The sequence below is a fragment of the Agrobacterium sp. 5Ca50 genome (assembly GCF_055381905.1).
The window spans coordinates 429,475-454,729 of the sequence record NZ_AP026439.1 but is presented as its reverse complement, the minus strand read 5'-3'; the positions used below and the strand labels follow the sequence as shown (position 1 = coordinate 454,729).

Genomic DNA, 25,255 nt, shown 5'->3' with positions numbered 1-25,255 from the left:
GGTTTCTACGGGAGGGTTATTGGGCAATCACATAGTCGAAGTCAGTGTCGCGCTTCGCGGCATCGGCGTCGCGCTTCTCAACCGGACCGTAACCGCCGCCACCCGGCAGCTGCAGGATCAACCGCCGACCGGCAGGCACATGCTGACGACCCTTGGTGGCAAGACGTGTTCCGTCGTCGAGAAGAACGGCGCCGGCTGCACCATTTTCACCGCCTTCACGACCCCGTGGTGGATGATCGACGCGGTCAAACATCGCGTTGAAGTGCATTTCATGCCCATCGGTTGGGGATATCTCGACAACCTGACCGAGGCCACCACGGAACTGGCCGGCACCGCCGGAACCATCCCGCAATTCCTTGCGCCAGAAGATAACCGGACCAACATGCTCGGTCGCCTCGATCGACATAGAATGGACACCACTTGGGAAGGCGGTGGCACTCAGACCATCAAGTGTCGAGCGGGCGCCAGCACCACCACTGTTGAACAGCAGGACTTCTGCGCGCTGACCGCCGTCGGCTGGTGCATGCTCACCCTGCAATGGCCGTACGCTGACATGCAGGTTCCACAGGGCGCCGGCACCTTCTGCCGGAACCTGCCCCGGCAGCATCTTGTGAACCGCACCGAGTACGGCGTCCGGCACCAGGTGACCGAGAACGTGGCGAACCGATACTGGCGCCGGGTGCTGAGCGTTCAGAATGCAGTTGGTCGGTGCCGTCATACGGAATGGCAGCAGCGAAGCGTGGTTGTTAGGGATTTCAGGCGCAATCGAGCATTTCATACCATAGCAGGCATAGGCTGCCGAATAGATGATCGGGCAATTGATACCCTTTGGGCTAGGCGGTGATGTGCCCTCGAAATCCGCAAGAATATGATCGTCTGCAACATCAAGACGCACGGCAATGTCGATTGGCGAGCCGTAACCGTCGACGCGCATCACGTTTGAATAGGAGCCCTTTGGCAGCGCCGCAATACGCTCGATCGTCGCGTCATAGCTGCGCTTGAAGATGAATTCGCCAAGCGTCTCCAGATCATCAAGCTCAAACTCTTCCATCATGTCCATCAGACGGCGATGGCCGATTTCGTTGCAGGCTGCCAGCGAATAGACGTCACCCACCACCTGATGGCTTTCACGCACATTGTTGTGCAGGATGTTGACCAGATCCTTGTTGACCTTGCCACGTTCGGCAAATTTCATGATCGGTACGAAGATACCTTCTTCGTAAACTTCGTTGGCATCCGGTCCGAAACCGCGACCACCCACGTCCACAACGTGGGCGGTGCAAGCGAAGTAACCCACCAGCGCCCCATGGCGAAAGCTGGGCGACACGACGGTGAAGTCGTGCAGGTGGCCCGTCCCCTTCCAGGGATCGTTGGTGATGTAGACATCACCTTCGAAAATGTTTTCAGGGCCAATATCGCGGATGAAGTGACCAACCGCCTCGGCCATGGCGTTGACGTGGCCGGGCGTACCGGTCACAGCCTGGGCAATCATCTTGCCGCCACGGTTGAACACACCGGCAGACAAGTCACCCGATTCACGCACACTGGTGCTGAAAGCGGTACGAATAAGGGTGACAGCCTGTTCTTCAACAACGGAGATCAGACGGTTCCACATGATCTGCATGTGGACTTCGGAAAGTGCATTGGTTTTCATGGGTAATCCTCCGTTCAAGCGCTTTGCTTGACGCGTACGAGCAGGCATCCGTCAGCTTGCATGATGACTTCGCGGCTTGCGGTGATAATGGTCGAGGTTTCGCGTTCGGTGATGACGGCAGGTCCTGAGACCCAGTCGCCGGCCTTCATGTCGCTGCGCGACACAATCGAGGCTTTCTGGAAGCTGCCTTCCTGCACATCGAAGATTTTACGCACACCGCTGGTTTTGGCGCTGGCAGCCTTTTCAGTCTTGCCAATACGGCCGGGAGGCGTGACTTTTGACGTTGCACGCAGCGACCAGCTAACGATCTCGACATCCAGACCGTCAATGACACGGCCGAAGAACTGTTCATATTGTTCATCAAACAGGTCACGGAACAGCTTATCGTCTGTGTCGGCGTAATCACGGACTTCGATGGTGACAGGCACTTCCCATCCCTGACCGACGTAACGCATGTAAGCCGTGCATTCGAGTGCCGGATCGGCATCTGGAGCACCGGAACGAACGAAGGAAGTGGCTTCGGCAATCAGGTCGGAGATCGTCTGGTTGATCGCCTTGGCCTCAAATCGGCTGAGACGGCTGTAAGCACTGCGAACGGATTCGAAACCGAAAGGCGCACGCAGGAAGCCGATAGCCGAACCAACACCGGCACCAGGCGGGATCAGTAGATCCGACATGCCGAGCTTTTCACACAGCCGTGCCGCATGAATTGGTGCTGCACCACCAAAGGCAATCATGGTGAACTCGGAGAGTTCCTTGCCGTTTTCCACCGCATGCATACGCGCGGCATTGCTCATGTTTTCATCAACAACTTCGCTGAGACCGTAAGCAGCCGTTGCGATGTCCGTTTCAAGTTTGGAGGCAATGTCGGTGTCCATGGCTTTGTCAGAGGCCGGGCGGTCCAATTTCATGGCGCCACCGGCAAATTCATCCGGGTCAAGACGACCAAGGATAAGGTCAGCGTCGGTTACCGTCGGGTTTGCACCGCCACGACCGTAGCAGGCAGGGCCTGGCTCGGAACCCGCACTGTGCGGCCCAACACGGATCTGGCGCATGCTGTCGATGGTAGCGATAGAGCCACCACCGGCACCGATTTCGACCATTTCGATAACCGGAATGGAAATCGGCATGCCGCTGCCCTTCTTGAAGCGCCATGTACGGGCGACTTCAAAGGTTTTCGATGTTTTCGGTGTCTGTTTTTCAATCAGGCAAATCTTCGCGGTTGTACCGCCCATGTCGTAGGACAGAACCTGATCGAGACCATAGCTGCTGGCAATATGGGCTGCAAAAATCGCGCCACCAGCCGGTCCGGATTCAAGCAAGCGCACTGGGAATTCAACTGCACTTTCGACGCTGATGATACCGCCACCGGAATGGATCATGAAGACCGGGCAGCGCGTGCCTTCTTCGGTCAACCGGCCAACAAGGCGGTTTAGGTAAGACGCCATCAGAGGCTTGACGAAAGCATTGGCGCAAACCGTGTTGAAACGCTGGAATTCGCGCATCTGCGGCGAGACCTCAGACGAGATCGACACCGAAATATCCGGCTTTTTGGCAAGTAGGCGTTCGCGAACGACCTTTTCATGCTCGCCATTCAGATAGGAGTGGATGAAACCGATCGCGACGCTCTCGTAACCAGCTGCAATGATGCGGTCACACAGCGCGTCCACTTCGGCGATATCCAGTGCCTTGAGCACCGAGCCATCTGCACCGATACGTTCATCGATGACAAAACGTTCGTTTCTTGGCACGAGCGGCGCCGGCAGAACAATATTGAGATCATATTGTTCGAAACGGCTTTCGGTGCGCATTTCGATGACGTCACGGAAGCCCTTGGTGGTGATGAAGGCCGTGCGCGCGCCACGTCGTTCAATCAATGCGTTGGTCGCCAGCGTGGTGCCGTGGATGATCGTATCGATCTCGGAAAGCTCGACACCCGCCACCTCCGCCACCTGTCGGATACCCTTGACGATCGCGTTTTCGGGATAGGAGTAATCGGTCAACACTTTGATCGAATGGAGCGTGATGCCTACCTCCATCGCAACGTCGGTGAAGGTGCCACCGATATCGACACCGACCCTGATCTGCTTGCCATCTTTCGCCATTTTATAACTCATGCTCCGTAAGCGAGCTGCTGGTTGTGCCGGGCGCGGGACGTTCAATTTTTGACGTGCGTCCGCCGTTCCCCCACCCACACAATCAGGTGGAGGCCAAAAGCTCTTGAATTGTTGATATTGAGGTGTTCTGCGCGGCGGCCGCAGCGACCGCGCAGAAATTCAGCGTTACTGTTTGCCGGTGAAATCGACACCCGGCAGGGTCGTTGGCAACTTGGCCCGATCAACCCCGATCCATTTTTTGTAGGCGGCATCCAGCGTGCCGTCTGCCGTGTGGCGGGTGACAAAGTCCGTCAGATAATCCAGCAATTCCTGATCGCCTTTGCGCACTGCCATGCCCTGGAAATTGTCTGCGACCTTGTACTTGCGGTCGAATTGCGCATCGTAACCGGCCTGCTTGATAACAATACCGTATGTCACGCTGCCAAGAATGGCATCGACCTGGCCAGAAAGCAGCGCCTGCACGGTTGTTGCGTCATCGTCAAAACGTTTGATCTGGGTGTCTGGAGGCGCAACCTTGACCAGCAGTGGTTCAAAAGCACTGCCGCGGTTAACGCCGATCACGAACTTGCCGAGATCCTCGTTCGCCTTGATGTCAGCATCTTTCTTGCCCCAGACCGTGATGTCATTCGATGAATAAGGAATGACATACTGGATGACCTTGGCGCGTTCCTCGGTAATCGTCATCGACGGTACCAGGAAGTCGACATTGCCGTTGACCAGCAGCGGAATACGGTTCTGGCCGGTGATGCGCTCGAATTTCACCTCAACACCAAGTTCCTTGGCAATCATGTTGGCAATCTCGATATCGAAGCCGTCGTTCTGACCCTTTGGATCAATAAAGCCCCAGGGGAACTGGTCCATCTGTACGCCAATGGTCGCGGTGCCTTTGGCCTTGATTTCTTCCGGCGTCACAGCCAGTGCCGACGTCGCAAATGAGGTCGCGGCAAGAAGGACGGCAGTCAATCCGCCGAGGGCTTTGGAACGCGAAAGAGTGAATGCTGTATTGAACATAGTGTCACCTCTGGTTGGTTTTTGTCATGCGTTCTTGTGTTACCGAGCGGCGTTCAGGCGCCTTTCGATCCGTGCACTGCAATAGGTCAGTGGTATGCAGATGAAGAAGTAGATGAGTGCAACAGCCCCATAGACCTGCAGCGGCTGAAACGTGATGTTGGCCATTAGCTGTCCAGAGCGGGTAAGCTCGGTCAGGCCAAGAAGTGCTGCCAGCGCCGTTCCCTTGATCAGATTGACCAGGAAGCTGATGGTGGCTGGCAGGCCGATCCGGAAGGCCTGCGGCAGTACAATATCGACCATGCGGTGTACGTAACCAATACCAAGCGCACGCGCGGCCTCGCTCTGCCCATCAGGAACCGCCTGAATGCTGCCGCGCCAGATTTCACCGAGAAAGGCGCTGGTGTGCAGCGAAAGACCAATGGTCAGCGCCACCCAGACATCCACCTTAATGCCGACCAGCGGCAGGCCGAAATACACGAAGAACAGTTGCACGAGCAGCGGCGTACCCTGGAATATCTGGATGTAGGTCGCCATCAAAATACGCAGCCATTTCCATTTGCTGGTACGTCCAAGTGCGACTGCCAGTCCGAGCGCGCCTCCAGCTGTGAAGGCAAGAAGCGACAGGACTACCGTCCAACGCGCGCCCTCCAGCAAGAACAGGAACTCTCCCCAACCAAATTGACGGATCATCGCACTGCCTCACTTTACAGGATAGGAGAAATACACTCGGCCAATGGCGCCGAGAGCGATGGAAAAGAACTGCGACAGCGCAAGATAAATGGCACCGAGGGTGAGATAGATCTCGAAACTGCGGAAGGTCTGGGAGTCCAGCGTCTGGGCGAAATAGGTCAGTTCTTCCGCCGACACCGATGACATCAGACTGGAGTTCAGCATCATCAGGATAAACTGGCTGCACAGCGCCGGATAAACAGCACGGATGGCAGGCCGAAACACAACGAAGCGGTAAATGTCCACCGTGTGCAAACCAAGCGCTCTGCCCGCCTCGATCTGGCCAGGACGAATGGACTGCACACCGCCGCGAACAATCTCCGCGGCATAGGCCGCACAGTTCAGTGTCATGGCTAGGATCGCCGCCTGCTCTCCGCTTAACCGGATGCCCAGTGCTGGCATGCCGAAGAACACAAAGAATACCTGCACGAGAATTGGCGTGTTGCGGATCAGTTCGATGTAGCCAATGGCGATGGTGCGCAGCACGGGCGTCTTACTCATCCGCATGGACATGAAGACGATGCCAAGGCTCAAACCGAACACCATCGACAACGACGACATCTTCAATGTGCCGATGATGCCGTCCGCGAGCATCGGCCAGGCAGCAAATACAGGGGTAAAATCAAACGTATAATTCATCGGTCACTCCTCAGTGGTTGAGGATCTGGCTGAGGAACGTTCTGGTACGCTCATGGGCCGGATTGCTGAAGAACGTGTCCGGTTTGGCGCTTTCGATGATCTCGCCGCGGTCCATGAAAATCACCCGGTGGGCAACAGCGCGCGCAAATCCCATTTCGTGAGTAACGCAGATCATGGTGATGCCGTCATCGGCCAGCGATACCATCGTATCAAGCACTTCCTTGACCATTTCCGGGTCAAGAGCTGACGTCGGCTCATCAAACAGCATGATCTTGGGATCCATGCACAATGCCCGGGCGATGGCGACGCGCTGTTGTTGTCCGCCGGAAAGCTGGGCCGGGAATTTTTTGGCCTGTTCGGCAATATGGACGCGCTCCAGATGACGCATTGCCTTGTCCCTCGCCTCGGCAACCGGCGTTTTGCGAACGCGACGCTGCGCCAGCATGCAGTTTTCAAGAACGGTTAGATGCGGAAACAGATTGAACTGTTGGAAAACCATGCCGACATCACGGCGGATATGGTCTGCGTTGTTACCTTTCTGGCTGAGTTCGTTGCCATTAACGGCAATCTTGCCCTGCTGGATTTCCTCAAGGTGGTTGATACAGCGGATCAAAGTCGACTTTCCCGATCCAGAGGGGCCACACAAAACGATATGTTCGCCCCGTGCGACATTGAGGTCGATGCCCTTCAGCACCTGGAGCGTGCCATACCACTTGTTGACGCCGGTCATCTCTATGGCTTTTTCCGACATGCTGGTCCCGTTCATGGCCAGTTCCCCTTTTTGTTGTCAGGCGTTAGGTGCGATTTCAAATATGGCATCAATCTCGACAGATGATCCGCGCGGCAGAGATCCCGCGCCAAGTGCGGTGCGGACATGACGGCCCTTGTCTCCAAATATCTCGACAAGAAGATCGGAAGCACCATCAACGACGGCCGGATGCCCTTTGAAATCAGGTGGCGCATTGACGAAGCCGCGAAGCTGGACACAGGCAACCACCCGGTCTAGATCCCCGTCCAGCGCAGCGTTGACACGCGCTATGACATTGAGTGCGCAAAGCCGGGCGGCCTGATAACCGTCGCCGGGCGAAATATCCTGACCGACAACGCCGACAAAATGCTCGACGCCATCTATTCTGGGTATCTGACCCGAAACGAACAGCAGACTTCCCGCCACTCGGTGCGAAATGTAATTACCTGAAGCCGGGGCAATCGACGGCAATACGATGCCCAGCTCTGTGAGACGTGCGGAGACGGCACCCATAGCAGCTTTCCATTTTAATTTTGAACGCGCAGTGTGCGCGGACCACGTTCCCGGAGCCAATCGCCAACCGTCTTGTTACATCTGACTGGTCGTAAGCTCACTTGTTCTGAGGTAGAGCATTATTGAAATAGTACCTCTTGTCAACAACAAACAAAGAGATACTATCTCTTGAAAATTAAATCCATTAAATATCTCTAACAGTATGTTTTTAATTATTTTTATTAGTGCTATCTCATCTCTGAATTTTCTGACATTGTGCGGCAATACAAATTTTTTTTAAAAATAAAAGCCAAATTATCGTCCAAATATACCGTACAGCCGCCATCTCAACCTCAGAGTGCGCACACTTAAAAAGCGAAAATTGACCAAAGAGGTAGCATCACTTGGCCAAGTAGTGATACCTTGCCGACAGAAGTGAGATTTTACCGCAAAACATAAGCGATACAGGAACTGCGAACTTTGGATACTCTGACGGGCCGAACCATACAGGCGTTGAAAACCCACATAAGCGAAAGCCAGTTTGAAAGTGGTTTCAAGCTGGGTTCACTCAATGACTTATCACAGCAGTTCGGCGTCAGTAGAACAGTCATCCGTGAAGCCGTCTCGGCGTTGCGATCCGACGGCGTGGTGGAATCACGGCACGGGGTTGGCGTGTTTGTCCGGCAAGCGCCCCGAGTGGCTGAGAGCGAACCGGATACATTCGATGCAGACGTAGCGCTCGCTCCATTTGCGCGCCTGAAAACTTCATTCATGGATCTCCTGGAATTAAGAATGGCCTTCGAGGTTCATGCAGCCGGCCTGGCCGCTACCCGCCGTTCATGGGCGCAGGAATCGAACATCTGGAATGCCGCGCGCCAGTTCGAAGCATCGCTGGAAGATGAAAGCGCACTCGACCATCTCGATTTCATTTTCCATCGCTCGATTGCCGAAGCGACGAATAACGGCGCCTTTATCGAATTTTTCAGTCTGATGAGCCTGCAAATCCTGCCGCAGCCAGCCTTTTCGAGACAACTCAATCCTGCACTGATTACCCCGGATTACATTCAAAACACCGTTGTCGAACACCGCGCCATCTGCGAGGCAATCAGCTCCGGCATTTCGGAAAAAGCGCGAGAAGCCATGCGCGCCCATCTGAACCGCAGCCATTTGCGCTATCGCGGATTTTCAGATGGCACCACCTCGCCGCTCAGCAATGTCGCGCGGGAAGACTGAGCGAAGCGCAGGCTCTCTGTTTAACGACCCATAGCTGGCGATAGAGCCATGCATGGCCAAGGCTGTCTCCCGATGAAAGCAGTCGGCAGAACCGGAAGTTCCTGAAGGGAATTTCCGCCAATGTGCACAACCCGCCATCAAACGTCCGTTGCAACCGCGCACGACCTGTGACCTCCCCTTCATGATTCACGCTTCCCCACGCGTTGGTTTGCAAAGAAATTCTCATTGTCGTCGGGATATTAGATTATATTACCTATAAATTTGATAGATTTTAATTACATAAGATGAGCGGGACAGACGTCCGTTTCCAGACACTCCGAAATCGGAAAATAATTACTTATTTTCATACAGTTACACAAAACTGAGGCGCGTTGAAAACTTCATCGCCTGCGATGCATGGGCGTGAGCTGGAACACAGAACCGACACCCGAAGTACCAGTTCTATTTTTTGTTGCAGACGAGCAGTGCAGGCAAACAGATGACCCAGCGGGAAATCCACCTCAACCTTTTTATGCGGTTACAGGGCAATCACTTGTCCGGATGGCGGCACCCTAAAAACCGCATCAATGAAATTCTCGACATTGATTATTACATTGAGATCGCCCGCAAGGTTGAGGCGGCCAAATTCGACTCGCTGTTCATTGCCGACGGTCTCTCGGTCATCAATCACCCTTGGAAAGGGTTGAGTTGGCTCTTTGAGCCTTTGACACTTCTCTCGGCGCTGGCTGTCTCCACAAAACATATTGGTCTCATCGCCACGGCATCGACAACCTATTCGGACCCCTTCAGCGTCGCCCGCGCATTCGCAAGCCTCGACCACATTTCGAAAGGTCGCGCGGCCTGGAACATTGTCACGACATTCCATCCGGAATCAGCAGCAAACTTCGGAGACCGCCCGAACCCCGAACATGCGACGCGGTATGATCGTGCTGCAGAATTTGTCGATGTGGTGCGAAAGCTGTGGGACAGCTGGGAAGCAGATGCTCTCGTCAGAAACAAGGCTCAGGGAACACTGGTCGATTATGACAAGGTTCACGCCATTGATCACAAGGGGCCCTATTTTGATGTACGCGGCCCGCTGACCAGCCCGCGACCACCACAGGGCCACCCTCTGCTCGTTCAGGCTGGCGCATCAGCCAGCGGCCAGAAATTTGCCGGTGCCTATGCGGACGCGATTTACGCACCAGGCGACGACTTTGACCAGACGCTGGCGTTCACCAAACAGATCAGGGAAGCAACAGAACGTTCCGGACGGCCGCGTAACGCAATCTCCGTTCTGGCAGCCCTTTGCCCCGTACTGGCAGACACTGAGCAGGCAGCCAAAAACATCGCGCAAGAGCTGCATGAACTGTCAACAGTCGATCACGTCTATGGGTCGATGCGCAGTTGGTTTGGACTGGAACTGTCTGAGATTGGACCCGATGAACCCATCCCGCATGAGCTTTTGCCAGAGCCGGATCAGGTTCAGGGCCTAAGAAGCCGCTACGAACAAATCCTGCGTCTGATCAAGAACAAGAACTACACGCTGCGCGACATTGCCAAACATCTCGAAGGCAGCAATGACGGCGGCTATTTCGTCGGCACGCCCGAGCAGCTAGCCGACCGTCTGGGACACTGGTGGGAAACGGGTGCCGTCGACGGCTTCAACCTGTCCCTGCCCTATTACGACGAACCACTCGACATCTTCATCAATGAGGTTCTGCCGATCCTGCAAAAACGCGGGCAGTTCCGTACAGACTATGCAGCCGGAACGCTGCGTGACCGTTTCAGAGGTTGAATACAATGAGCACGATTATCACCGATGTGCAGATTGAAGGTGCGACAACCCATATTCCGGGCCGCTTTCTGATCGGCAATGACAGCTTCCAGATCGTGACCGACGCAACCGCTGGCAAAGGTGGTCGCGGACAGGCAGCAGGCACCTCGCACCTGATTGGTGGCGCGCTCGTCACCTGTGCATTGAACGTTTTCAGAGGCGCAATTGAGCCTGATCTGCCCGCATTTCGAAATGTGCATATTGATGCCCGTTTCCAGCGGGTCGAGGGTCAGACAAACCTCGGCTCGCTCCATCTCGACGTCGCAATCGAAGGTATCGATCAGACCGAGGCCAACCGTCTACGCCAGCTCTACCTCGATAATTGCTCGATCTATCAGGCGCTGACCGCAACGAAAGCGCTCGACATTACTGTTTTCTCCCGCCCCCAATAATCTCCCCAACGCAGGGTAAAATCCATGACCCACACGCTTTCACGTCGTCATTTTCTAGGTGCCGCAGGCGCCTCAGCCGCCGCACTGACACTGGCTGGTAAGTCCAGCGTTTTCGCCGCCGATAATGTTCAGATCCAGCAACAGGTCTGGACAGGCGCGCAGGAAATCGTACCGCAAAAGGTTGCAAGCGCATTTCAGGCTGCCAATCCCGGCGTCAGCATCACCGTTGCACCGGGCTCATCCAATGCGGTGCTCAACACCATTGTAGCCGCCCGCAAGGCAGGCAGCCCTCCACCGATCAATGTCGGTTTCTTCAACCTCGAAAACACCGCACGTGGCCTTGCCGAAGATGCATGGGTGGCACTCAATGCTGCCGACGTAGAGAACCTCGACAATATCCACGACGACTTTCGCCTGCCAAACGACGTCGGCGCATTCCCGTGGATCGACCTCGGCGGCATCATCTACAATGCCGAAAAGGTCAAGGAACCACCGAAGTCCTGGAAAGACCTGTTCGACCCCAAGTATCACGGTCGTGTCGCAACCTTCGATGGATTCTGGACGGGTAATGGCGTGCTTGCAACCGCCTATGCCAACGGCGGCAGCATCGATGACATTGAACCTGCGCTGAAGATTTACGAAGAAGCCGCCAAGTCCGGCCACATCCATTCGCTGTTTAACTCAAACGCCCAGATCCAGCAGCTTCTGGCAAGTGGCGAAGTCTGGATTGCACCGCACTTCCGAGGTATCGTCCTGCCTTGGATCAAGGAAGGCGCACCATTCGGTTATGCGATCCCGGAGGAAGGGCAGATCCTGTTCCCTGAAGGTTTCCAGCTGTTGAACGGCAGCACGGATGATCAGCTGCGCGTCGGCCGCAACCTGATCAATGAAAGCCTGACACGCGAAAACATCATCGATTATGCGGTCACTGCCTCAGTTGTACCTGTCCTGAAAGATAATAGTGGTCTGCCAGAAGAACTAGCCAATGATCCGGCCGTCTCCAGCGAGCAACTCGCCAAGGCCCTGAGACTGGATTACGCGAAGATCGCTGCAAACCATGCGGGTTGGCTCGACCAGTGGAACCGCCGCGTGAAAGCGAACCTGTCGTGACGGCAGCAGCCATCGACATACGCCTAAGCAATGTCGGCAAAAAGTTTGGCGACCAGACCGTCGTTGAACCTTTGAACCTCGATATCCGTCAGGGAGAGTTCTTCTCCCTGTTGGGGCCATCGGGATGCGGCAAGACCACGACACTTCGCATGATCGCGGGTCTGGAAGCACCGACAGAAGGTGAAATCACCATCCGCGGCAAGTCGGTCATCGGTGTTCCCGTGGAGCGCCGGCCGACCAATATGGTGTTCCAGAAGCTTGCCCTTTTTCCTCATTTGAGTGTTTTTGATAACATCGCCTTCGGGCTGAAGCTCAAACGCACGTCAAAACATGAGATACGCAACCGCGTCTCTGCTATTCTGGAAACCGTAAAGCTTGAAGGATACGGACAGCGCGCCATTTCCCAATTGTCAGGCGGCCAGCAACAGCGTGTGGCTATCGCCCGTGCGCTGGTCAATGATCCTGCGGTGTTGTTGCTTGACGAACCCTTGGGCGCTCTGGACCTGCAGCTGCAATTGCACATGCAGCAGGAACTGGTTCGCATTCAACGCGCCTCCGGCACCACTTTTGTGTACGTCACCCACAATCAACAGGAAGCACTTGCGATGTCTGACCGCGTCGCTGTGATGAATGCCGGGCGTTTTGAACAGGTTGATACACCACTGGCGCTCTTTCACCGCCCTGCCTCCGAATTTGTCGCCCGCTTCATGGGGCAGACCAATGTTCTGAGCGGCGAAGTGACAGCCAAAAACGGCAATGAAGCACACGTTTCGGCGCAAGGGCTGACTTTCGTGCTGATCGGCCAGGAAACACTGGCCGTCGGTGACAAGGTGCTGCTTTCCATTCGCCCTGAACGGTTACATCTCGCCACACAACAAGACGCCAAACTCAGCCTTCCACTGTTGCGCACTTTGTTTCAGGGAACGACGGTTCTCTACACATTCGGCCTGCCCGGTGGCGACGAGCTGAACGTTTCGGCACTTGCCCCCTCAGGTGCACTGCCCGAAGCCGGTCAACAGGTTGGTCTGCGCTGGGAAAATGACGCCGCAATCTTGCTCAATCGCTCGCCGGCAGAGACATCATCGAAATGACCCTCCGAGAGCGCTCACCCTGGCTGCTGCTGATCTCACCGGTCGTTGTGCTGGTGGCACTGCCGTTTATCGCCAGTCTGGCGTTGGTCATCGGCTTTGGCTTCTCCGGCAGGCAAGCTATCGGGCTGGAAGTCTGGGCACGGTTCATCACCGACCCGTTTTCGTGGAAGGTCATCTGGACCACCCTGTGGTTGGCAGCCCGTGTGACATTTTTCTGCCTCCTCATCGGTTACCCGGTTGCCTTTGCACTCAACCAACTGAAATCACCGCTGGCCCGCGGCATTGCCTTCACTGTTCTTTTCACACCTCTGTTGATGAGCGTGATTGTGCGGGCCTACGGCTGGATCGTTCTGCTCTCCAGCCAAGGGCTGGTGAACTCCATGCTTGGTATTGCTGGCCTTGGCCCGTTTCGACTGATGCTGAATGATTTTGGCGCGCTGATTGCCATGGTGCATGTGATGTTGCCATTTGCGGTTCTGCCGCTGTTAAGTTCCATCAATCAGTTGCCACCCAGTGGCATCGAAGCGGCGAGAGATCTGGGGGCGAACCCCGTGCAGGTATTGCTGCGTGTCATCTTCCCATTGACGCTTCCCGGCATTCTCTCGGCGATCGAGATCGTATTTGCGCTCGCCGCCTCTGCCTTCGTCACACCTTCCATTTTGGGCGGAGGACGTGTGCTGACACTGCCGCGGCTGATCTATGACAATATCGGCAGTCTCGACTGGGCACTGGCCGCGGTCCAAAGTCTCACGCTGCTTGGTATCACCGTTCTTGTTCTTTTCAGCCTTCGTCGCCTCGGACGGTTGTTCCGTTATGAAGGAGCGCCCCGTTGAAACGCGCCGTCCTCAACATCATTCTCGGCGCAACGCTAGTCTTCATGGCCGCGCCTATTATTGTCGTGATCATCAATGCATTTAATGTCAGCGCCTATAATGCCTGGCCGCCACCCGGCCTGACTTTGGCGTGGTTTCAAAAGGCGCTTGCCAATCAGGGCTTTATCACAGGCCTGTGGCGTTCTCTGGCGGTCGCTATACTTGCAACCCTCGTCATCGTGATGATCGGCATACCCGCCGCCTACGCCATTTCGCGGTTCCGTTTCCGGGGGCGCGAAGTCCTTCGCTCCGTACTGCTTGCGCCGCTCGTCGTACCACGCGTGGTGCTAGGGTTTGGTCTATTCATCCTGTTTGTCACGACACGCTCGCAACTGTTTGGCACTCTACCGGGCATCGCGCTTGCGCATGTCATTCTTGTGGTCCCATTTGTGGTGATCATCTTCCTCGCCGCTCTTGAGGATGTCGATCCCAAACTGGAAGAAGCGGCCCGCGATTTGGGCGCCGGACCGGTTCGTGCGTTCTTTCTGGTGACCCTGCCGCAAATGCGCGTGGCGTTGCTGTCCGCATCGTTCTTCTGCTTCATCACATCCTTTGACGAGGTGGAAACAACGCTATTTGTGGTTCAGCCCGCAGTTAAGACACTTCCCGTTGCGCTCTATCATTACCTTGAATTCCAACAGGATCCGACAATTGCCGCGGTCTCCAGCCTGATGATTGCCGTCACATTTGTGTTCATCCTGCTCGGCCTGTTTCTGACGAATGGCCAATTCTGGAAAAAGATTTTCGGCAATTCATAAGCCGCGTCCCGATCGGAACTGACAGGCCTGCCGATCGTCCAACCATCGGCAGGCCTGTTTTTTTGAATAGTTACGCCGTTTGAACCAGAATGGCGCGCGGCTCCAAAAACTCATCCAGACCATAAGCGCCAATTTCGCGACCAATGCCCGATTGCTTGAAGCCGCCGAACGGCGCGTGAGGATCATGCGGCGCACCGTTGATAATCACCCGGCCGGAGATCAACCGGTCAGCAACAGCCAGCGCGCGGGTTGTGTCGGAGGAAAGCACATAGGCCTGCAAGCCATAATCAGAATCATTGGCGATCTCGATTGCTTCGTCGTCATCGCGGTAAGTAATGACGCTCAGAACAGGCCCGAATATCTCCTCGCGGGCGATCCTCATGTCGTTTGTTACATCGGCAAAGATTGTCGGGCGAACAAACCATCCTCTGCTCATCCCGTCCGGGCGCCCCTCGCCACCTGTCAAAACAGTCGCACCTTCCTGTTTACCGAATTCGATATAAGACTGGATACGCTGCCACTGCCGTTCATTGACAAGCGGCCCGATCCTGACATCCGGGTCACCGGGCTTTCCAACCTTCAGCTTCTCGGCCTCGCTCTTCAATCGCGCCAGCATCTCGTCACGACGCGAAAGCGGGATCAATATTCTGGTTCCGGCAACGCAGGCCTGGCCGCTATTGGCAAAGCCGCTCATCAGGGAAACCGGTATCGCTCTATCCAGGTCGGCATCGTCAAGCACGATTGTCGGCCCCTTTCCGCCTAGCTCCAGAACAACCCGTTTCATCGTCTCAATGGCCGCACGCTGGATGATTTTTGCAGCAGCAGTAGAACCGGTAAAGCTGACAGAAGCGACATCAGGATGTGTGGTGAGTTCTGCTCCTACAACCGGACCAAGGCCGTTTACAACATTCAGCACACCAGCAGGCAGATCTGCGGCATGCAGGCATTCCAGCAATATCTGGGTCTGGATAGCGCTCTGTTCGGCAGGTTTGATCACGACGGTGGAACCTGAACCAATGGCGTGGGCCAGCTTCGTGGCAATGAAACCAAAGTTGCTGTTCCACGGGGTTATGGCCGCCATGACACCCAGTGGCAGCATTTTAACGGCGCTGGAACCGGCCTGCCTGTTAAATGCATAGTTCTCGACCGTTTCGGCCATAACATCGAAAATCGATGCGGTGTTCTGCACGGAAAAACCGGTGAAGTAGGCGGGTGCACCATATTCCTCGGTCATGGCAGCCGTCAGGTCAGGGGTCCGGGCTCGAACAGCTGCACTCAAACGATGCAACATGGCAATACGATCTGCCTTGCTCGCGCGTGACATCGCTGGAAAAGCCCGTTTGGCGGCAGCGATAGCGGCACGCGTGTCATTTGCATTGCCAAGCCTCACTGTTCCGATTTTTTCCTCGGTCGCTGGGTTGAATAGCTCCAATATCTCAGTGCCTTCAGGCGTGACGAATTGACCGTTGATGTAAATCTTGTCGATGTTTCGCATGTCTTGGCCTCCTTGGCTGTTGACAGAAATATGCGTCGAGGTCATCGATCTTATTAGATACACAATAAGATACGGGCTGATGAGGAATATTGCGCAATGACCAAGGCAAGCCTCGCCGAACTTGAAGCGGTTGCCGTCGTTGCCCGGAGGGGTGGTTTCCGGGCAGCAGCGCGGGAACTTGGCGTATCCTCGTCGGGCCTTAGTCACGCAGTTGCGGGTCTTGAAGAGCGTATGGGCGTTCGCCTGTTCAACCGTACCACCCGCAGTGTGGTGCTGACCGCAGCCGGCGAGCAGTTCATCGAGACAATTGCCCCGGCATTGGCTGCAATTGAAGGTGCGCTTGAAAATGCCGGAGAGCATGTGGCAGAACCGTCAGGTGTGTTGCGTCTGAACATGGCACTGGGTGCCGCGCGATTCATTCTCCAGCCTCTGGTGCTCGAATATCTCAGACGGTTTCAGCGCATGCATGTCGAGATCGTCACGGATTCGGAACTGGTGGATGTCATCGCCAACGGATGTGACGCCGGCATCCGGTTGGAAGATCGCATACCACCAGACATGATCGCGGTGCCCATCATTCCTGACATGCGCGAGGTCGTCGTTGCCTCGACAGATTACGTCAAACAGCGTGGCATACCTCACCATCCCAAAGACCTGCTGATGCATGAGTGCATTCGCGCGCGCATGGCAAGCGGTCGCATTTATCGCTGGGAATTTTCCAAGGGCAATGAACGCCATGCGCTTGATGTACCTGGACGCATGGTACTGGATGAAAGTGGCTTGATGCTTGACGCCGCGCTCAGCGGTGCAGGTATTGCCTATCTGTCGGAACGCGCGATCTCACCCCATCTGGACAGCGGCGATCTGCAGATCGTTCTTAGCGATTGGACACCGCCCACGCCCGCTCTCTGCCTTTATTACCCGGGCCGTCGGCACGTTCCGCAAAAGCTGCGGGCATTTATCGACCTTGCACGTGAGTACTCACGCAAAGGCAGCCTCACGACATCGGCATCGCTTGGTCGCGGTTAAATGCAGCGTCTCTTGGCCCACCGGCAAGAGACGCTTTCTTTCTTGTGTTCAATAGGCCATGGCAAGGCTGAACAGACCTGCGAGCGCTGAAGGTTCTGTCGAGGCAATGTCATAGATGCACGGTGCGGCAAACACCGACGCCACAACAGCCAGAATGACCATCTTTCGCATGTCGCCCTCCCTTCAAATCAGCTTGAGCTCTACGTTGATATTGCCGCGTGTTGCCTTGGAATAGGGACAATTCTGATGCGCCTCCTCAACGAGCGCCCGCGCCAGTTCAGCCTCCAGGCCCGGCAGGCTGATATTGAGACGTGCCTGCAGAAAATAGGCATCACCGGTCATCCCGAGATCAACCTCGGCATCGACAGCCGTTCCCTCGGGAAGACGCAACTTTCGCTTGGCCGCAGCCAGCCCCATTGCTCCGATAAAGCAGGCCGACCAGCCAGCTGCGAACAGTTGCTCCGGATTGGTGCCGGGTTTTGAGGTTCCCGGTGGCGACAGCTTCACATCAAGCTGTGCATCATCGCTACGGACAAATCCATCACGACCACCTGTGGTGTGGGTCTTGCCGGTATAGAGAACCTTTTCAATCTGGGTCATGGAAACACTCCTTTGTTGCTGACAAGGCGTGTTTTGACGGATCGACGTATCCTGCGTGTTTCAGAAAATCATTGAAATGTAAGCTATTGTAGGGCCGGGAGCGCGAGATACTTTGACGTACAATTCCAAGGCTTTATTCAATGATCGGGGCGCTCAGTCGAGCGTGAGTTCCGCAACCAATCCGCCACCATCACGATTGTACAAACGCACCGAACCACCAATTGCCACTGAAAGCTGCTGGGCGATCGCCAGACCAAGCCCCGTCCCGCCAGTCTCGCGATTGCGGGATTGCTCCAATCGGAAAAACGGCTGCATGGCAGCCTCCAGCATATCCTCGGGAATACCCGGACCACGATCGAGAACGCTGATAACCGTTTCCCCGTGATTGCCCTGTATCACGCTGATTTCGGCGGCCCCGGAAAACTTGATCGCATTGTCGATGAAATTTGTGAGTATCCGCCGCAACGCATGTGGTTTGGTAGCCACCGTGCCTTTGACAAGATCGATGACGCGGACTGCCTTGCCGGTGTCCTGATAGTCGTAGGCGATGCTGTCGATGAACGAAGAAAGATCGATCCGCGACAGCTTTTCAGCATTGCCATGCGAACTGCGTGCATAGGCAATACCGTCCTGCACCAGTCGTTCGATTTCACTGAGATCACCGACCAGCTTGTCTTTTTCAGGCGTATCGTCCGCCATTTCGGCCCGCAGGCGCATCCGGGTAATCGGTGTTTGCAGGTCGTGCGAAATCGCCGCCAGAATTTGCACGCGTTCTTCCAGATGGTGGGCAATCCGGTCTCGCATGGCGTTAAAGGCACGCCCCGCCCGTGCGACTTCGGCAGGGCCAGTCTCACTCATCGGCGCGCCTTGTTTGCCGGGATCAACCGCATCGGCAGCGGCCGCGAGATCCGCAAGCGGACGGATCGCCTGACGCACCGCAAACCACGTGCACAGTATCAGCAATGCCATCTGGATGGCGAACACATAAGGAAGCCAGCTGGCTATCGGCATGACACCGCGCGGCGTGACATCGATCGTCAACTGCGAACCATCAGACAGGACAACATGCCCCTGCAGCCTTTTGTCATCACCGGGAATTGCCTCAACCGTCAGCGGAAACCGGTGGCCGGCCGCCTCTTCGATCCGCTCGGCGATTTCCGCAGCACGGCCTGACATGTCTGGTATGCCGGCAAGACCCGGCCCCAGCACGAGACGGTAATTTCCGCGGCTGAGCCGGTCAATCCATTGTGGTCTCTCATCCGCTGGCAAGCGGTCGATAACGGCAATAGATGTTGCCAGATCGCTTTCCAGTGTGCCGAGCATCACAGCCTTGGCCGACATGTAGCGTTCAATGAACAGAATGCTGAAAGAAAGACTGTAGGCGATCGCCAGACCGGCAAACAGAATGATGAAAAGCCTTGATCGCAACGTACCGGGCCACCAGCCTTGGCGGTCAGCCCCGTTTTTTGCAGCATCGATTTTGCCAACGCTGGTCATGTCCTGGCTTCCGAAATTTCGACCGGGACGGCAAAGACATAGCCTTCCGCCCGGACGGTCTTGATGTAGGTTGGCTCACGCGCATCATCGCCCAATCTCTGCCGCAACCGGCTGACGAGAAGATCGATCGAACGGTCGAACAGTTCGGCATCGCGACCTTGTGTCAGGTTCAGCAGTTGATCGCGATTGAGTACCCGCTGCGGGTGATCGATAAATACCCTCAGCAAACGGTATTCCGCACCGCTGAGCGCAATTTCCGTTCCTTCTCCGTCAAGCAAATGGCGGCCGACCGTATCCAGACGCCAGTTACCAAAGGTCAACAGACGCCCTGCTTCGCTGATTTGCAGATTTGGCGGCAACATTCGTGTCCGGCGCAAAACCGCTTTGATGCGGGCAAGAAGTTCACGCGCAGCAAACGGTTTGGGCAGATAGTCATCTGCCCCCATTTCCAACCCGATGATCCGGTCCATCTCGTCATCGCGGGCAGTCAGCATCAACACCGGTGTCGCCTTGTGTTTGCCAGCCCGCAGTTCACGACACAGAACAAGCCCGTCGTCGCCCGGCATCATGACATCGAGCACGATCAGATCGACGGTGTTGTTATCGAGAAATGTCCGCATCTGCCGCCCGTCAGCGGCCACCGTTGTGCGCAATCCGTTCTTTATCAGATAGCTCGAAACCAGTTCGCGGATGTCACGGTCGTCATCGACGACCAGAATGTGGTCTATGTGTTCCATGAATGTCTTCAACGTCTTGGGGCTGGCACGCGGTGCTATACCGCATGCGTAATCTACTCTGACAAGAAAAGATATTGGCTCCTAAAACTTGCCAATGTCGAGAACCGCCTGCGCAAATGCCTGTGGTGCTTCCTGCGGCAGGTTATGGCCTATGCCACCAGTGATATTGCGGTGTTCATACCTGCCCGAAAATCTCGCCGCATATACAGATGGGTCAGGATGGGGCGCACCGTTGGCATCACCTTCCATGGTGATGGTCGGGACGGTGATAACAGGCAGTTTGGCAAGCCGCTGCTCATAGGCATCGTACTGTGCTTCACCCTCCACCAGTCCCAGCCGCCAGCGATAGTTATGGATGGTGATATCAACATGATCAGGATTGTCGAAAGCCGGGCTTGAGCGATCAAAAGTCGCATCGTCAAACGCCCACGTTGGAGAGGCTGTCTTCCAGATCAGCCGTACGAAATCATGGGTGTTGGCCGCATAACCGGCGCGACCCCGTTCTGTCGCAAAATAAAACTGATACCACCATGATAGTTCGGCCGCAGGCGCTAGCGGCTTCTTGTTTATATCCTGACTGCCAATGAGATAGCCGCTGACAGACACCAGCCCCTTGCAGCGTTCAGGCCAGAGGGCCGCCATGATATCAGCGGTGCGCGCACCCCAGTCGTAACCGGCAACAATTGCCGTCTCGATATCAAGTGCATCCAGAAGTGCAATCATATCCACAGCGAGAGCCGATTGCTGGCCGTTGCGCGGCGTATCGCCGGAAAGGAACCGGGTTGTCCCGTATCCACGCAAGTAAGGTACGATTACCCGGTAGCCTGCCAATGCCAGAATTGGCGCGACATCGACATAGCTGTAGATGTCATAGGGCCATCCATGCAGCAGTAAAACCGCGGGACCGTCAGCGGGACCTGCCTCCGCGTAACCGACTTTGAGAACGCCAGCGTCAATCTGCTTCAAGGCCGCAAATTCTGTATGGCCATCCGCCTTTGTTGCGGCACTCATCGCCGTTTGCGGCGGTGCGACTGCGGCTTCAGCCTTTGCCAAGACGGGAACGCCGAGCTCGACGGCAGCGGCAGCCATTGCGGCGACACCGAAAAAGTGACGGCGATTGAGATTGATTTCATTGCTCATGAGCTTTCTCCGATTTGCATAATCACGATCAAGAGAAAGCCCGTGCCATGTATCTCCGGTGTGTCGTTGACGACCGAAATTGCATGAGCATGTAGCTTTTAGGGCCCCAGATACAATTCGATACATTTTGCAGGGCGACCGGACACATGCGGGATACGTCGTGACGACCACATTGGCGTCATCGCTGGTTTTACGATCATGACATCACACCAGCTCCACGTTTCAAGGAGACGACGATGACGCTTCTTATCATTGCCTATCTGGGCGGAGCGCTGACCATTCTCAGCCCATGCATCCTGCCCATTCTTCCCTTCATCTTTGCCCGCACCGGGCAGCCATTTCTGCGCGATACATTGCCGATGCTCGCAGGCATGGCGGTAACCTTTGCGCTTGTGGCAACGCTGGCAGCCGTTGGTGGCAGCTGGGCAATCCATGCGAATGAATACGGGCGGCTTGCCGCCATAGGCTTGCTGGCGATTTTCGGCGTAAGCCTGCTGTCGCCACAGATTGCGGCTGTCATCACACGGCCTGTTGTCGATCTTGGAAACCGGCTTATCAATGCCCGTGGCAAACCCGGCTCGGCAAGCTCTCCTGTCAGTGCACTCATTCTCGGTGTTGCAACCGGTCTATTATGGGCGCCCTGCGCCGGGCCTATCCTTGGACTTGTGCTGACCGGAGCAGCTCTCAAAGGCGCCAATCTTGAAACGACCTTCCTGCTGGCTGCCTATGCGGCAGGTGCTGCCACATCTCTTGGTCTTGCGCTTTCGCTCGGCGGTAAAGTCTTCGCCACTCTCAAGAATTCTCTTGGGGTCAGCGAACGCATTCGCCAGGCTTTGGGTGTTGCTGTTCTGGCAGGTGTCGGGGTGATTGCCCTTGGTCTCGATACCGGCCTACTCGCACGGCTTTCCTATGCCAGTACATCTGCCTTCGAACAAGCCATCCTTGACAGCGTTCATCCCAAAACAGACGGTTCCAGCTCGTTTGACGTGGCAAGCAATGGCACGCTCGTGGCACCGGTGGACCTGACCAAGCCATTTCGGGCCAATCTGCCGGTTGAAGGTCGCGCGCCATCGTTTAACGGCGCGGTTGAATGGCTGAACTCGCCACCGCTTACCTCGGAGCAATTACGCGGTAAGGTCGTCCTTGTCGACTTCTGGACCTACTCCTGCATCAACTGCATTCGCACCGTTCCCTTTGTCCGCGCCTGGGCAGAAAAATACAAGGATCAGGGGCTTGTCGTCATTGGCGTTCATGCGCCGGAATTTGCTTTTGAAAAGAAGATCGACAACGTCCGCAAAGCGGTTGGCGACTTCAAGATCGATTATCCCGTTGCAATTGATAACAACTACAAGATCTGGCGTGCCTTCGAAAACAACTATTGGCCGGCCCATTACCTGATCGATGCAAATGGTCAGATCCGGTACCACCACTTTGGCGAAGGAAACTACCGCCAAACGGAACAGGCGATTCAAGATCTGATCCACGAAGCCGGCAGCAACATGCAGGCAAGCACACCAGTCAACCCTGCCGCACAGGGGGCTGAGGCAAGCCCAGATCTCAAGAATATCCGCTCTGGCGAAACCTATCTCGGTTATCAACGCGCGACCGGTTTTGTCTCACCGGAAACCGTCGAGCCGGGCGTCGCCACTGATTATTCTGTCGACGACCCTGATCTCAACCAATGGGGTCTGGCCGGCACATGGACCATCGACCCGGAACAGGCCGTATCGAACAAGCCGGATGACAAGATCGTCTCCCGCTTCAGCGCCCGTGACCTGCATCTTGTCCTCGGTTCCGGTGAGGCCGGCAAACCCATCCGTTTCCAGGTCACCATTGATGGCAAAGCACCGGGTGCACACCATGGTGCAGACATTGATGCCGACGGTTACGGCACGGTCAGTTCGACAAGACTTTATCAGCTTATTCGCCAATCCGGCGACGTAACAACCCGCAAATTCGAAATCCGCTTCCTTGATCCCGGTGTGGAAGCCTACGCCTTCACATTCGGCTGATGCCTGCCCCGTAACCCATTCTCAAAAAGGAAACTTCACCATGCAGCGTTCTATTTCCACAATCGCAGTGGCCTTCGTCGCCAGCCTTGCCGCTTTTGCCGCCCATGCAGCCGACGTTAAAAACATTGTTGTCGTCCATGGCGCCCTTGCCGATGGGTCAGGCTGGAAGAAGGCAACTGAAATTCTCGAAAAGCGGGGGTTTAATGTCACGATTGTCCAGCAACCAATCACCTCGCTGGCCGACGATATTGCTGCAACCAACCGGGTGCTTGACATGCAAGATGGACCGACCCTGCTGGTCGGCCACAGCTATGGTGGCGTGGTCATTACCGAAGCGGGACATAACAACAAGGTGGCTGGCCTGGTTTACGTGGCAGCCTTTCAACCGGACAAAGGCGAAAGCCTGTTGTCGCTGGCAAGTTCCAAGCCATCTTCGGGCATGAATATCCGCGAGACACCCGACGGTCAGTATCTCTATCTCGACCCGGCAGCTTTCGCGAAAGACTTTGCGGCGGACCTTCCTCAGGATGAAACGGCTTTTATGGCAAAGGCGCAGGTTTTTGCATCCAAACAATCCTTCTCTGCCAAGATCGGTGACCCTGCCTGGAAGGCCAAGAGCAGCTGGGCGATCGTCGCGACGCAGGATCGTTCAATCAATCCCGAGCTTGAGCGTGACATGGCCAAACGTGCAGGCAGTGCGATTACCGAAATAACAGCAAGCCACGCGGTCTTTGCCTCGCAACCGGAAAAAGTTGCAGATGTGATTGAGGCTGCGGCACGCCAGTCTTCAAAATAAAAGCCAGCGTACCCAGCGTCTTGGTTCCCTATGCCAGCCGCCCTCACGAGAGGGCGGCTGAATGGATTGCTCGCTAGAGATTTCCGACCCCGCCATCGACCAGCAGTTCCGTGCCGACAACAAAGGATGCTTCATCGGATGCAAGGAATACTGCGGCCTTGGCAAGTTCCAGTGGCGTGCCCAGACGACCGATTGGCACCAATTGCCGGATTTCACGGCGCAACGCTTCTTCCGCGTCACTTTCCAGACCAAGCTTGCCAAGGGCAGGTGTTTCGGTTGGACCGGGGCTCAATCCATTGACCCTGATACCCCTGTCTTTGAACTCGCCGGACAAGGTCCGCGCCAGTGACAGAAGGCCAGCCTTGCTTGCGGCATAGGCGCTGGACTGCGACAAGCCGATATGAGCGGAAACCGAGCCGCAGAGAATGACCGAAGCCGGAGCCTTCAACAGCGGTAAAAGTGCCTGAACGAGGAAAAACGGCCCCTTCAGATTGGTGGCGAACAAGGCGTCATAGGTTGCCTCGTCCCAGTCTTCCAGCGGACGGTGTGTCACATCGCCCGCATTGATGAACACCACATCGAGGACTGGCCATGCCTCACTCAATTGCGCTGCGAGTTGACGTTGTGCCGCGATATCACCCGCCTCGTTGGCAATTGCGATGACATCGGCACCCAATTGACGTTTTGCGTCCTCCAGCCGTTCGACTGAGCGGCCGGTGATGGCAACCTTTGCTCCCTCCTTCAGGAATTGGCGCGCCGTTTCCAGCGCAATGCCGCTGGTCCCACCGGTTATCAGCGCGTGTTTGCCTGCAAGGCGTCCCATAATATGTCTCCTTTTTTGATGCGAGACGATTGTCAGGGCTTTAGTATCTTTTGTATAGTAGGCACCAAATTGCTACTAAAGGAAAAAAATGAAAAAACGCATGGAGCAAATTGAACAAGGTGTACGGTGCCCAATGGTTGATTTCGTCAATCTCATCTCCGGCAAATGGGCAATCCCCGTGCTTTATCGCCTTATTGTTGAAAACCGGCCGGTGCGTTTTGGCACCCTGCAACGTGCAGCGACGCCCGTCACCCAGAAGGAACTGACCCGTCACCTCAGGCTATTCGAAAAACAGGGCTTGGTGAAACGCACGGTCTATCCGGAAATGCCGCCAAGAGTCGAATATGAAATCACGGAACTTGGCCGCACACTGAAACCAACGCTGGATTCTCTAGCCGTCTGGATGACCACACACGGTCCATCGATCCGCACGACGATTAGCGAGGAAGTTGACGCTTAGCACT

25 protein-coding genes are annotated in these 25,255 nt (G+C 55.7%); 11 read left to right on the top strand and 14 right to left on the bottom strand.

Going from position 1 to position 25,255, the window contains the following annotated elements:
• Positions 1-16: 16 nt before the first annotated feature.
• The 7 genes from ACZ5FM_RS19695 to ACZ5FM_RS19665 all read right to left on the bottom strand — a co-directional run bounded on the left by ACZ5FM_RS19695 (position 17) and on the right by ACZ5FM_RS19665 (position 7,411).
• Positions 17-1,654, bottom strand: a complete 1,638-nt coding sequence (locus ACZ5FM_RS19695; protein ID WP_464041017.1) for a hydantoinase B/oxoprolinase family protein — start codon at positions 1,652-1,654, stop codon at positions 17-19.
• Between the two features lie 14 nt (positions 1,655-1,668).
• Positions 1,669-3,759 (bottom strand): hydantoinase/oxoprolinase family protein, encoded by a 2,091-nt coding sequence (locus tag ACZ5FM_RS19690; RefSeq protein WP_464041016.1) that lies wholly within the window; start codon positions 3,757-3,759, stop codon positions 1,669-1,671.
• 177 nt (positions 3,760-3,936) lie between these two features.
• Positions 3,937-4,782, bottom strand: a complete 846-nt coding sequence (locus ACZ5FM_RS19685; RefSeq protein ID WP_192489667.1) for a transporter substrate-binding domain-containing protein — start codon at positions 4,780-4,782, stop codon at positions 3,937-3,939.
• 39 nt (positions 4,783-4,821) lie between these two features.
• Positions 4,822-5,472 (bottom strand): amino acid ABC transporter permease, encoded by a 651-nt coding sequence (locus ACZ5FM_RS19680; RefSeq protein WP_060725904.1) that lies wholly within the window; start codon positions 5,470-5,472, stop codon positions 4,822-4,824.
• 9 nt (positions 5,473-5,481) lie between these two features.
• Positions 5,482-6,150 carry an amino acid ABC transporter permease gene (locus ACZ5FM_RS19675; protein ID WP_192489668.1) on the bottom strand — a complete coding sequence of 223 codons (669 nt, stop codon included), beginning with the start codon at positions 6,148-6,150 and terminating at the stop codon, positions 5,482-5,484.
• Positions 6,151-6,160: 10 nt separating this feature from the next.
• Positions 6,161-6,916, bottom strand: a complete 756-nt coding sequence (locus ACZ5FM_RS19670) for an amino acid ABC transporter ATP-binding protein (RefSeq protein ID WP_464041015.1) — start codon at positions 6,914-6,916, stop codon at positions 6,161-6,163.
• Between the two features lie 21 nt (positions 6,917-6,937).
• Entirely contained in the window at positions 6,938-7,411 is a 474-nt protein-coding gene (locus ACZ5FM_RS19665; RefSeq protein WP_250984569.1) for a RidA family protein, read from the bottom strand.
• Between the two features lie 459 nt (positions 7,412-7,870).
• Between ACZ5FM_RS19665 and ACZ5FM_RS19660 the strand changes: the two genes are divergently transcribed.
• The 7 genes from ACZ5FM_RS19660 to ACZ5FM_RS19630 all read left to right on the top strand — a co-directional run bounded on the left by ACZ5FM_RS19660 (position 7,871) and on the right by ACZ5FM_RS19630 (position 14,662).
• Positions 7,871-8,623: a FadR/GntR family transcriptional regulator gene (locus tag ACZ5FM_RS19660; RefSeq protein WP_250984568.1), complete on the top strand. Its 753-nt coding sequence runs from the start codon at positions 7,871-7,873 to the stop codon at positions 8,621-8,623.
• Positions 8,624-9,101: 478 nt separating this feature from the next.
• Positions 9,102-10,400: an LLM class flavin-dependent oxidoreductase gene (locus ACZ5FM_RS19655; protein WP_464041014.1), complete on the top strand. Its 1,299-nt coding sequence runs from the start codon at positions 9,102-9,104 to the stop codon at positions 10,398-10,400.
• A gap of 5 nt (positions 10,401-10,405) precedes the next feature.
• The gene (locus tag ACZ5FM_RS19650) at positions 10,406-10,831 is read left to right on the top strand and encodes an OsmC family protein (RefSeq protein ID WP_464041013.1); all 426 of its coding nucleotides are present in this window, start codon (positions 10,406-10,408) and stop codon (positions 10,829-10,831) included.
• Positions 10,832-10,855: 24 nt separating this feature from the next.
• Positions 10,856-11,941, top strand: a complete 1,086-nt coding sequence (locus ACZ5FM_RS19645; protein ID WP_464041012.1) for an ABC transporter substrate-binding protein — start codon at positions 10,856-10,858, stop codon at positions 11,939-11,941.
• A complete protein-coding gene (locus ACZ5FM_RS19640) occupies positions 11,908-13,032 on the top strand; it encodes an ABC transporter ATP-binding protein (protein ID WP_464041011.1) in 1,125 nt (374 codons plus the stop codon). Before ACZ5FM_RS19645 ends, ACZ5FM_RS19640 begins: the two co-directional genes overlap by 34 nt.
• Positions 13,029-13,865 carry an ABC transporter permease gene (locus tag ACZ5FM_RS19635; RefSeq protein ID WP_464041010.1) on the top strand — a complete coding sequence of 279 codons (837 nt, stop codon included), beginning with the start codon at positions 13,029-13,031 and terminating at the stop codon, positions 13,863-13,865. Before ACZ5FM_RS19640 ends, ACZ5FM_RS19635 begins: the two co-directional genes overlap by 4 nt.
• Positions 13,862-14,662, top strand: coding sequence for an ABC transporter permease (locus ACZ5FM_RS19630; protein ID WP_464041009.1), 801 nt, complete (start codon positions 13,862-13,864; stop codon positions 14,660-14,662). Before ACZ5FM_RS19635 ends, ACZ5FM_RS19630 begins: the two co-directional genes overlap by 4 nt.
• Before the next feature lie 70 nt (positions 14,663-14,732).
• On the opposite strand, the gene ACZ5FM_RS19625 is transcribed toward ACZ5FM_RS19630, so the two are convergent.
• A complete protein-coding gene (locus ACZ5FM_RS19625; protein ID WP_464041008.1) occupies positions 14,733-16,157 on the bottom strand; it encodes an aldehyde dehydrogenase family protein in 1,425 nt (474 codons plus the stop codon).
• A 96-nt stretch (positions 16,158-16,253) separates the two neighbouring features.
• On the opposite strand from ACZ5FM_RS19625, the gene ACZ5FM_RS19620 reads away from it, so the two are divergent.
• Positions 16,254-17,186 (top strand): LysR family transcriptional regulator, encoded by a 933-nt coding sequence (locus tag ACZ5FM_RS19620; RefSeq protein WP_464041007.1) that lies wholly within the window; start codon positions 16,254-16,256, stop codon positions 17,184-17,186.
• Positions 17,187-17,234: 48 nt separating this feature from the next.
• Here ACZ5FM_RS19620 and ACZ5FM_RS19615 read toward each other — a convergent pair whose 3' ends face one another.
• The 5 genes from ACZ5FM_RS19615 to ACZ5FM_RS19595 form a co-directional block, all read right to left on the bottom strand.
• Complete coding sequence (locus ACZ5FM_RS19615) at positions 17,235-17,357, bottom strand: hypothetical protein (RefSeq protein WP_464041006.1); 123 nt, start codon at positions 17,355-17,357, stop codon at positions 17,235-17,237.
• Positions 17,358-17,369: 12 nt separating this feature from the next.
• A complete protein-coding gene (locus ACZ5FM_RS19610) occupies positions 17,370-17,786 on the bottom strand; it encodes an organic hydroperoxide resistance protein (RefSeq protein ID WP_259148836.1) in 417 nt (138 codons plus the stop codon).
• Positions 17,787-17,939: 153 nt separating this feature from the next.
• On the bottom strand, positions 17,940-19,283 hold the full coding sequence (locus tag ACZ5FM_RS19605) for a sensor histidine kinase (protein WP_464041005.1): 1,344 nt from the start codon (positions 19,281-19,283) through the stop codon (positions 17,940-17,942).
• Entirely contained in the window at positions 19,280-20,020 is a 741-nt protein-coding gene (locus ACZ5FM_RS19600) for a response regulator (RefSeq protein ID WP_464041004.1), read from the bottom strand. Before ACZ5FM_RS19600 ends, ACZ5FM_RS19605 begins: the two co-directional genes overlap by 4 nt.
• 81 nt (positions 20,021-20,101) lie before the next feature.
• Positions 20,102-21,160, bottom strand: coding sequence for an alpha/beta fold hydrolase (locus ACZ5FM_RS19595; RefSeq protein WP_464041003.1), 1,059 nt, complete (start codon positions 21,158-21,160; stop codon positions 20,102-20,104).
• Between the two features lie 236 nt (positions 21,161-21,396).
• On the opposite strand from ACZ5FM_RS19595, the gene ACZ5FM_RS19590 reads away from it, so the two are divergent.
• Together ACZ5FM_RS19590 and ACZ5FM_RS19585 are read left to right on the top strand one after the other, a co-directional pair.
• Positions 21,397-23,172 carry a cytochrome c biogenesis protein DipZ gene (locus tag ACZ5FM_RS19590; protein ID WP_464041002.1) on the top strand — a complete coding sequence of 592 codons (1,776 nt, stop codon included), beginning with the start codon at positions 21,397-21,399 and terminating at the stop codon, positions 23,170-23,172.
• 40 nt (positions 23,173-23,212) lie between these two features.
• Positions 23,213-23,968: an alpha/beta fold hydrolase gene (locus tag ACZ5FM_RS19585; RefSeq protein ID WP_312949600.1), complete on the top strand. Its 756-nt coding sequence runs from the start codon at positions 23,213-23,215 to the stop codon at positions 23,966-23,968.
• Positions 23,969-24,041: 73 nt separating this feature from the next.
• On the opposite strand, the gene ACZ5FM_RS19580 is transcribed toward ACZ5FM_RS19585, so the two are convergent.
• Complete coding sequence (locus tag ACZ5FM_RS19580; RefSeq protein WP_464041001.1) at positions 24,042-24,791, bottom strand: SDR family oxidoreductase; 750 nt, start codon at positions 24,789-24,791, stop codon at positions 24,042-24,044.
• Between the two features lie 100 nt (positions 24,792-24,891).
• On the opposite strand from ACZ5FM_RS19580, the gene ACZ5FM_RS19575 reads away from it, so the two are divergent.
• Positions 24,892-25,251, top strand: coding sequence for a winged helix-turn-helix transcriptional regulator (locus ACZ5FM_RS19575; RefSeq protein WP_250984552.1), 360 nt, complete (start codon positions 24,892-24,894; stop codon positions 25,249-25,251).
• The last annotated feature ends 4 nt before the right edge of the window (positions 25,252-25,255 follow it).

Bases quoted from the DNA above. Each gene is read 5' to 3' on its own strand.
- ACZ5FM_RS19575 (WP_250984552.1), top strand. From the start codon at position 24,892: ATGGAGCAAATTGAACAAGGTGTACGGTGCCCAATGGTTGATTTCGTC.
- ACZ5FM_RS19675 (WP_192489668.1), bottom strand. From the start codon at position 6,150: ATGAATTATACGTTTGATTTTACCCCTGTATTTGCTGCCTGGCCGATG.
- ACZ5FM_RS19645 (WP_464041012.1), top strand. From the start codon at position 10,856: ATGACCCACACGCTTTCACGTCGTCATTTTCTAGGTGCCGCAGGCGCC.
- ACZ5FM_RS19595 (WP_464041003.1), bottom strand. From the start codon at position 21,160: ATGAGCAATGAAATCAATCTCAATCGCCGTCACTTTTTCGGTGTCGCC.
- ACZ5FM_RS19680 (WP_060725904.1), bottom strand. From the start codon at position 5,472: ATGATCCGTCAATTTGGTTGGGGAGAGTTCCTGTTCTTGCTGGAGGGC.
- ACZ5FM_RS19650 (WP_464041013.1), top strand. From the start codon at position 10,406: ATGAGCACGATTATCACCGATGTGCAGATTGAAGGTGCGACAACCCAT.
- ACZ5FM_RS19665 (WP_250984569.1), bottom strand. From the start codon at position 7,411: ATGGGTGCCGTCTCCGCACGTCTCACAGAGCTGGGCATCGTATTGCCG.
- ACZ5FM_RS19605 (WP_464041005.1), bottom strand. From the start codon at position 19,283: ATGACCAGCGTTGGCAAAATCGATGCTGCAAAAAACGGGGCTGACCGC.
- ACZ5FM_RS19690 (WP_464041016.1), bottom strand. From the start codon at position 3,759: ATGGCGAAAGATGGCAAGCAGATCAGGGTCGGTGTCGATATCGGTGGC.
- ACZ5FM_RS19590 (WP_464041002.1), top strand. From the start codon at position 21,397: ATGACGCTTCTTATCATTGCCTATCTGGGCGGAGCGCTGACCATTCTC.
- ACZ5FM_RS19600 (WP_464041004.1), bottom strand. From the start codon at position 20,020: ATGGAACACATAGACCACATTCTGGTCGTCGATGACGACCGTGACATC.
- ACZ5FM_RS19620 (WP_464041007.1), top strand. From the start codon at position 16,254: ATGACCAAGGCAAGCCTCGCCGAACTTGAAGCGGTTGCCGTCGTTGCC.
- ACZ5FM_RS19615 (WP_464041006.1), bottom strand. From the start codon at position 17,357: ATGCGAAAGATGGTCATTCTGGCTGTTGTGGCGTCGGTGTTTGCCGCA.
- ACZ5FM_RS19655 (WP_464041014.1), top strand. From the start codon at position 9,102: ATGACCCAGCGGGAAATCCACCTCAACCTTTTTATGCGGTTACAGGGC.
- ACZ5FM_RS19685 (WP_192489667.1), bottom strand. From the start codon at position 4,782: ATGTTCAATACAGCATTCACTCTTTCGCGTTCCAAAGCCCTCGGCGGA.
- ACZ5FM_RS19635 (WP_464041010.1), top strand. From the start codon at position 13,029: ATGACCCTCCGAGAGCGCTCACCCTGGCTGCTGCTGATCTCACCGGTC.
- ACZ5FM_RS19610 (WP_259148836.1), bottom strand. From the start codon at position 17,786: ATGACCCAGATTGAAAAGGTTCTCTATACCGGCAAGACCCACACCACA.
- ACZ5FM_RS19695 (WP_464041017.1), bottom strand. From the start codon at position 1,654: ATGAAAACCAATGCACTTTCCGAAGTCCACATGCAGATCATGTGGAAC.
- ACZ5FM_RS19585 (WP_312949600.1), top strand. From the start codon at position 23,213: ATGCAGCGTTCTATTTCCACAATCGCAGTGGCCTTCGTCGCCAGCCTT.
- ACZ5FM_RS19580 (WP_464041001.1), bottom strand. From the start codon at position 24,791: ATGGGACGCCTTGCAGGCAAACACGCGCTGATAACCGGTGGGACCAGC.
- ACZ5FM_RS19670 (WP_464041015.1), bottom strand. From the start codon at position 6,916: ATGAACGGGACCAGCATGTCGGAAAAAGCCATAGAGATGACCGGCGTC.
- ACZ5FM_RS19625 (WP_464041008.1), bottom strand. From the start codon at position 16,157: ATGCGAAACATCGACAAGATTTACATCAACGGTCAATTCGTCACGCCT.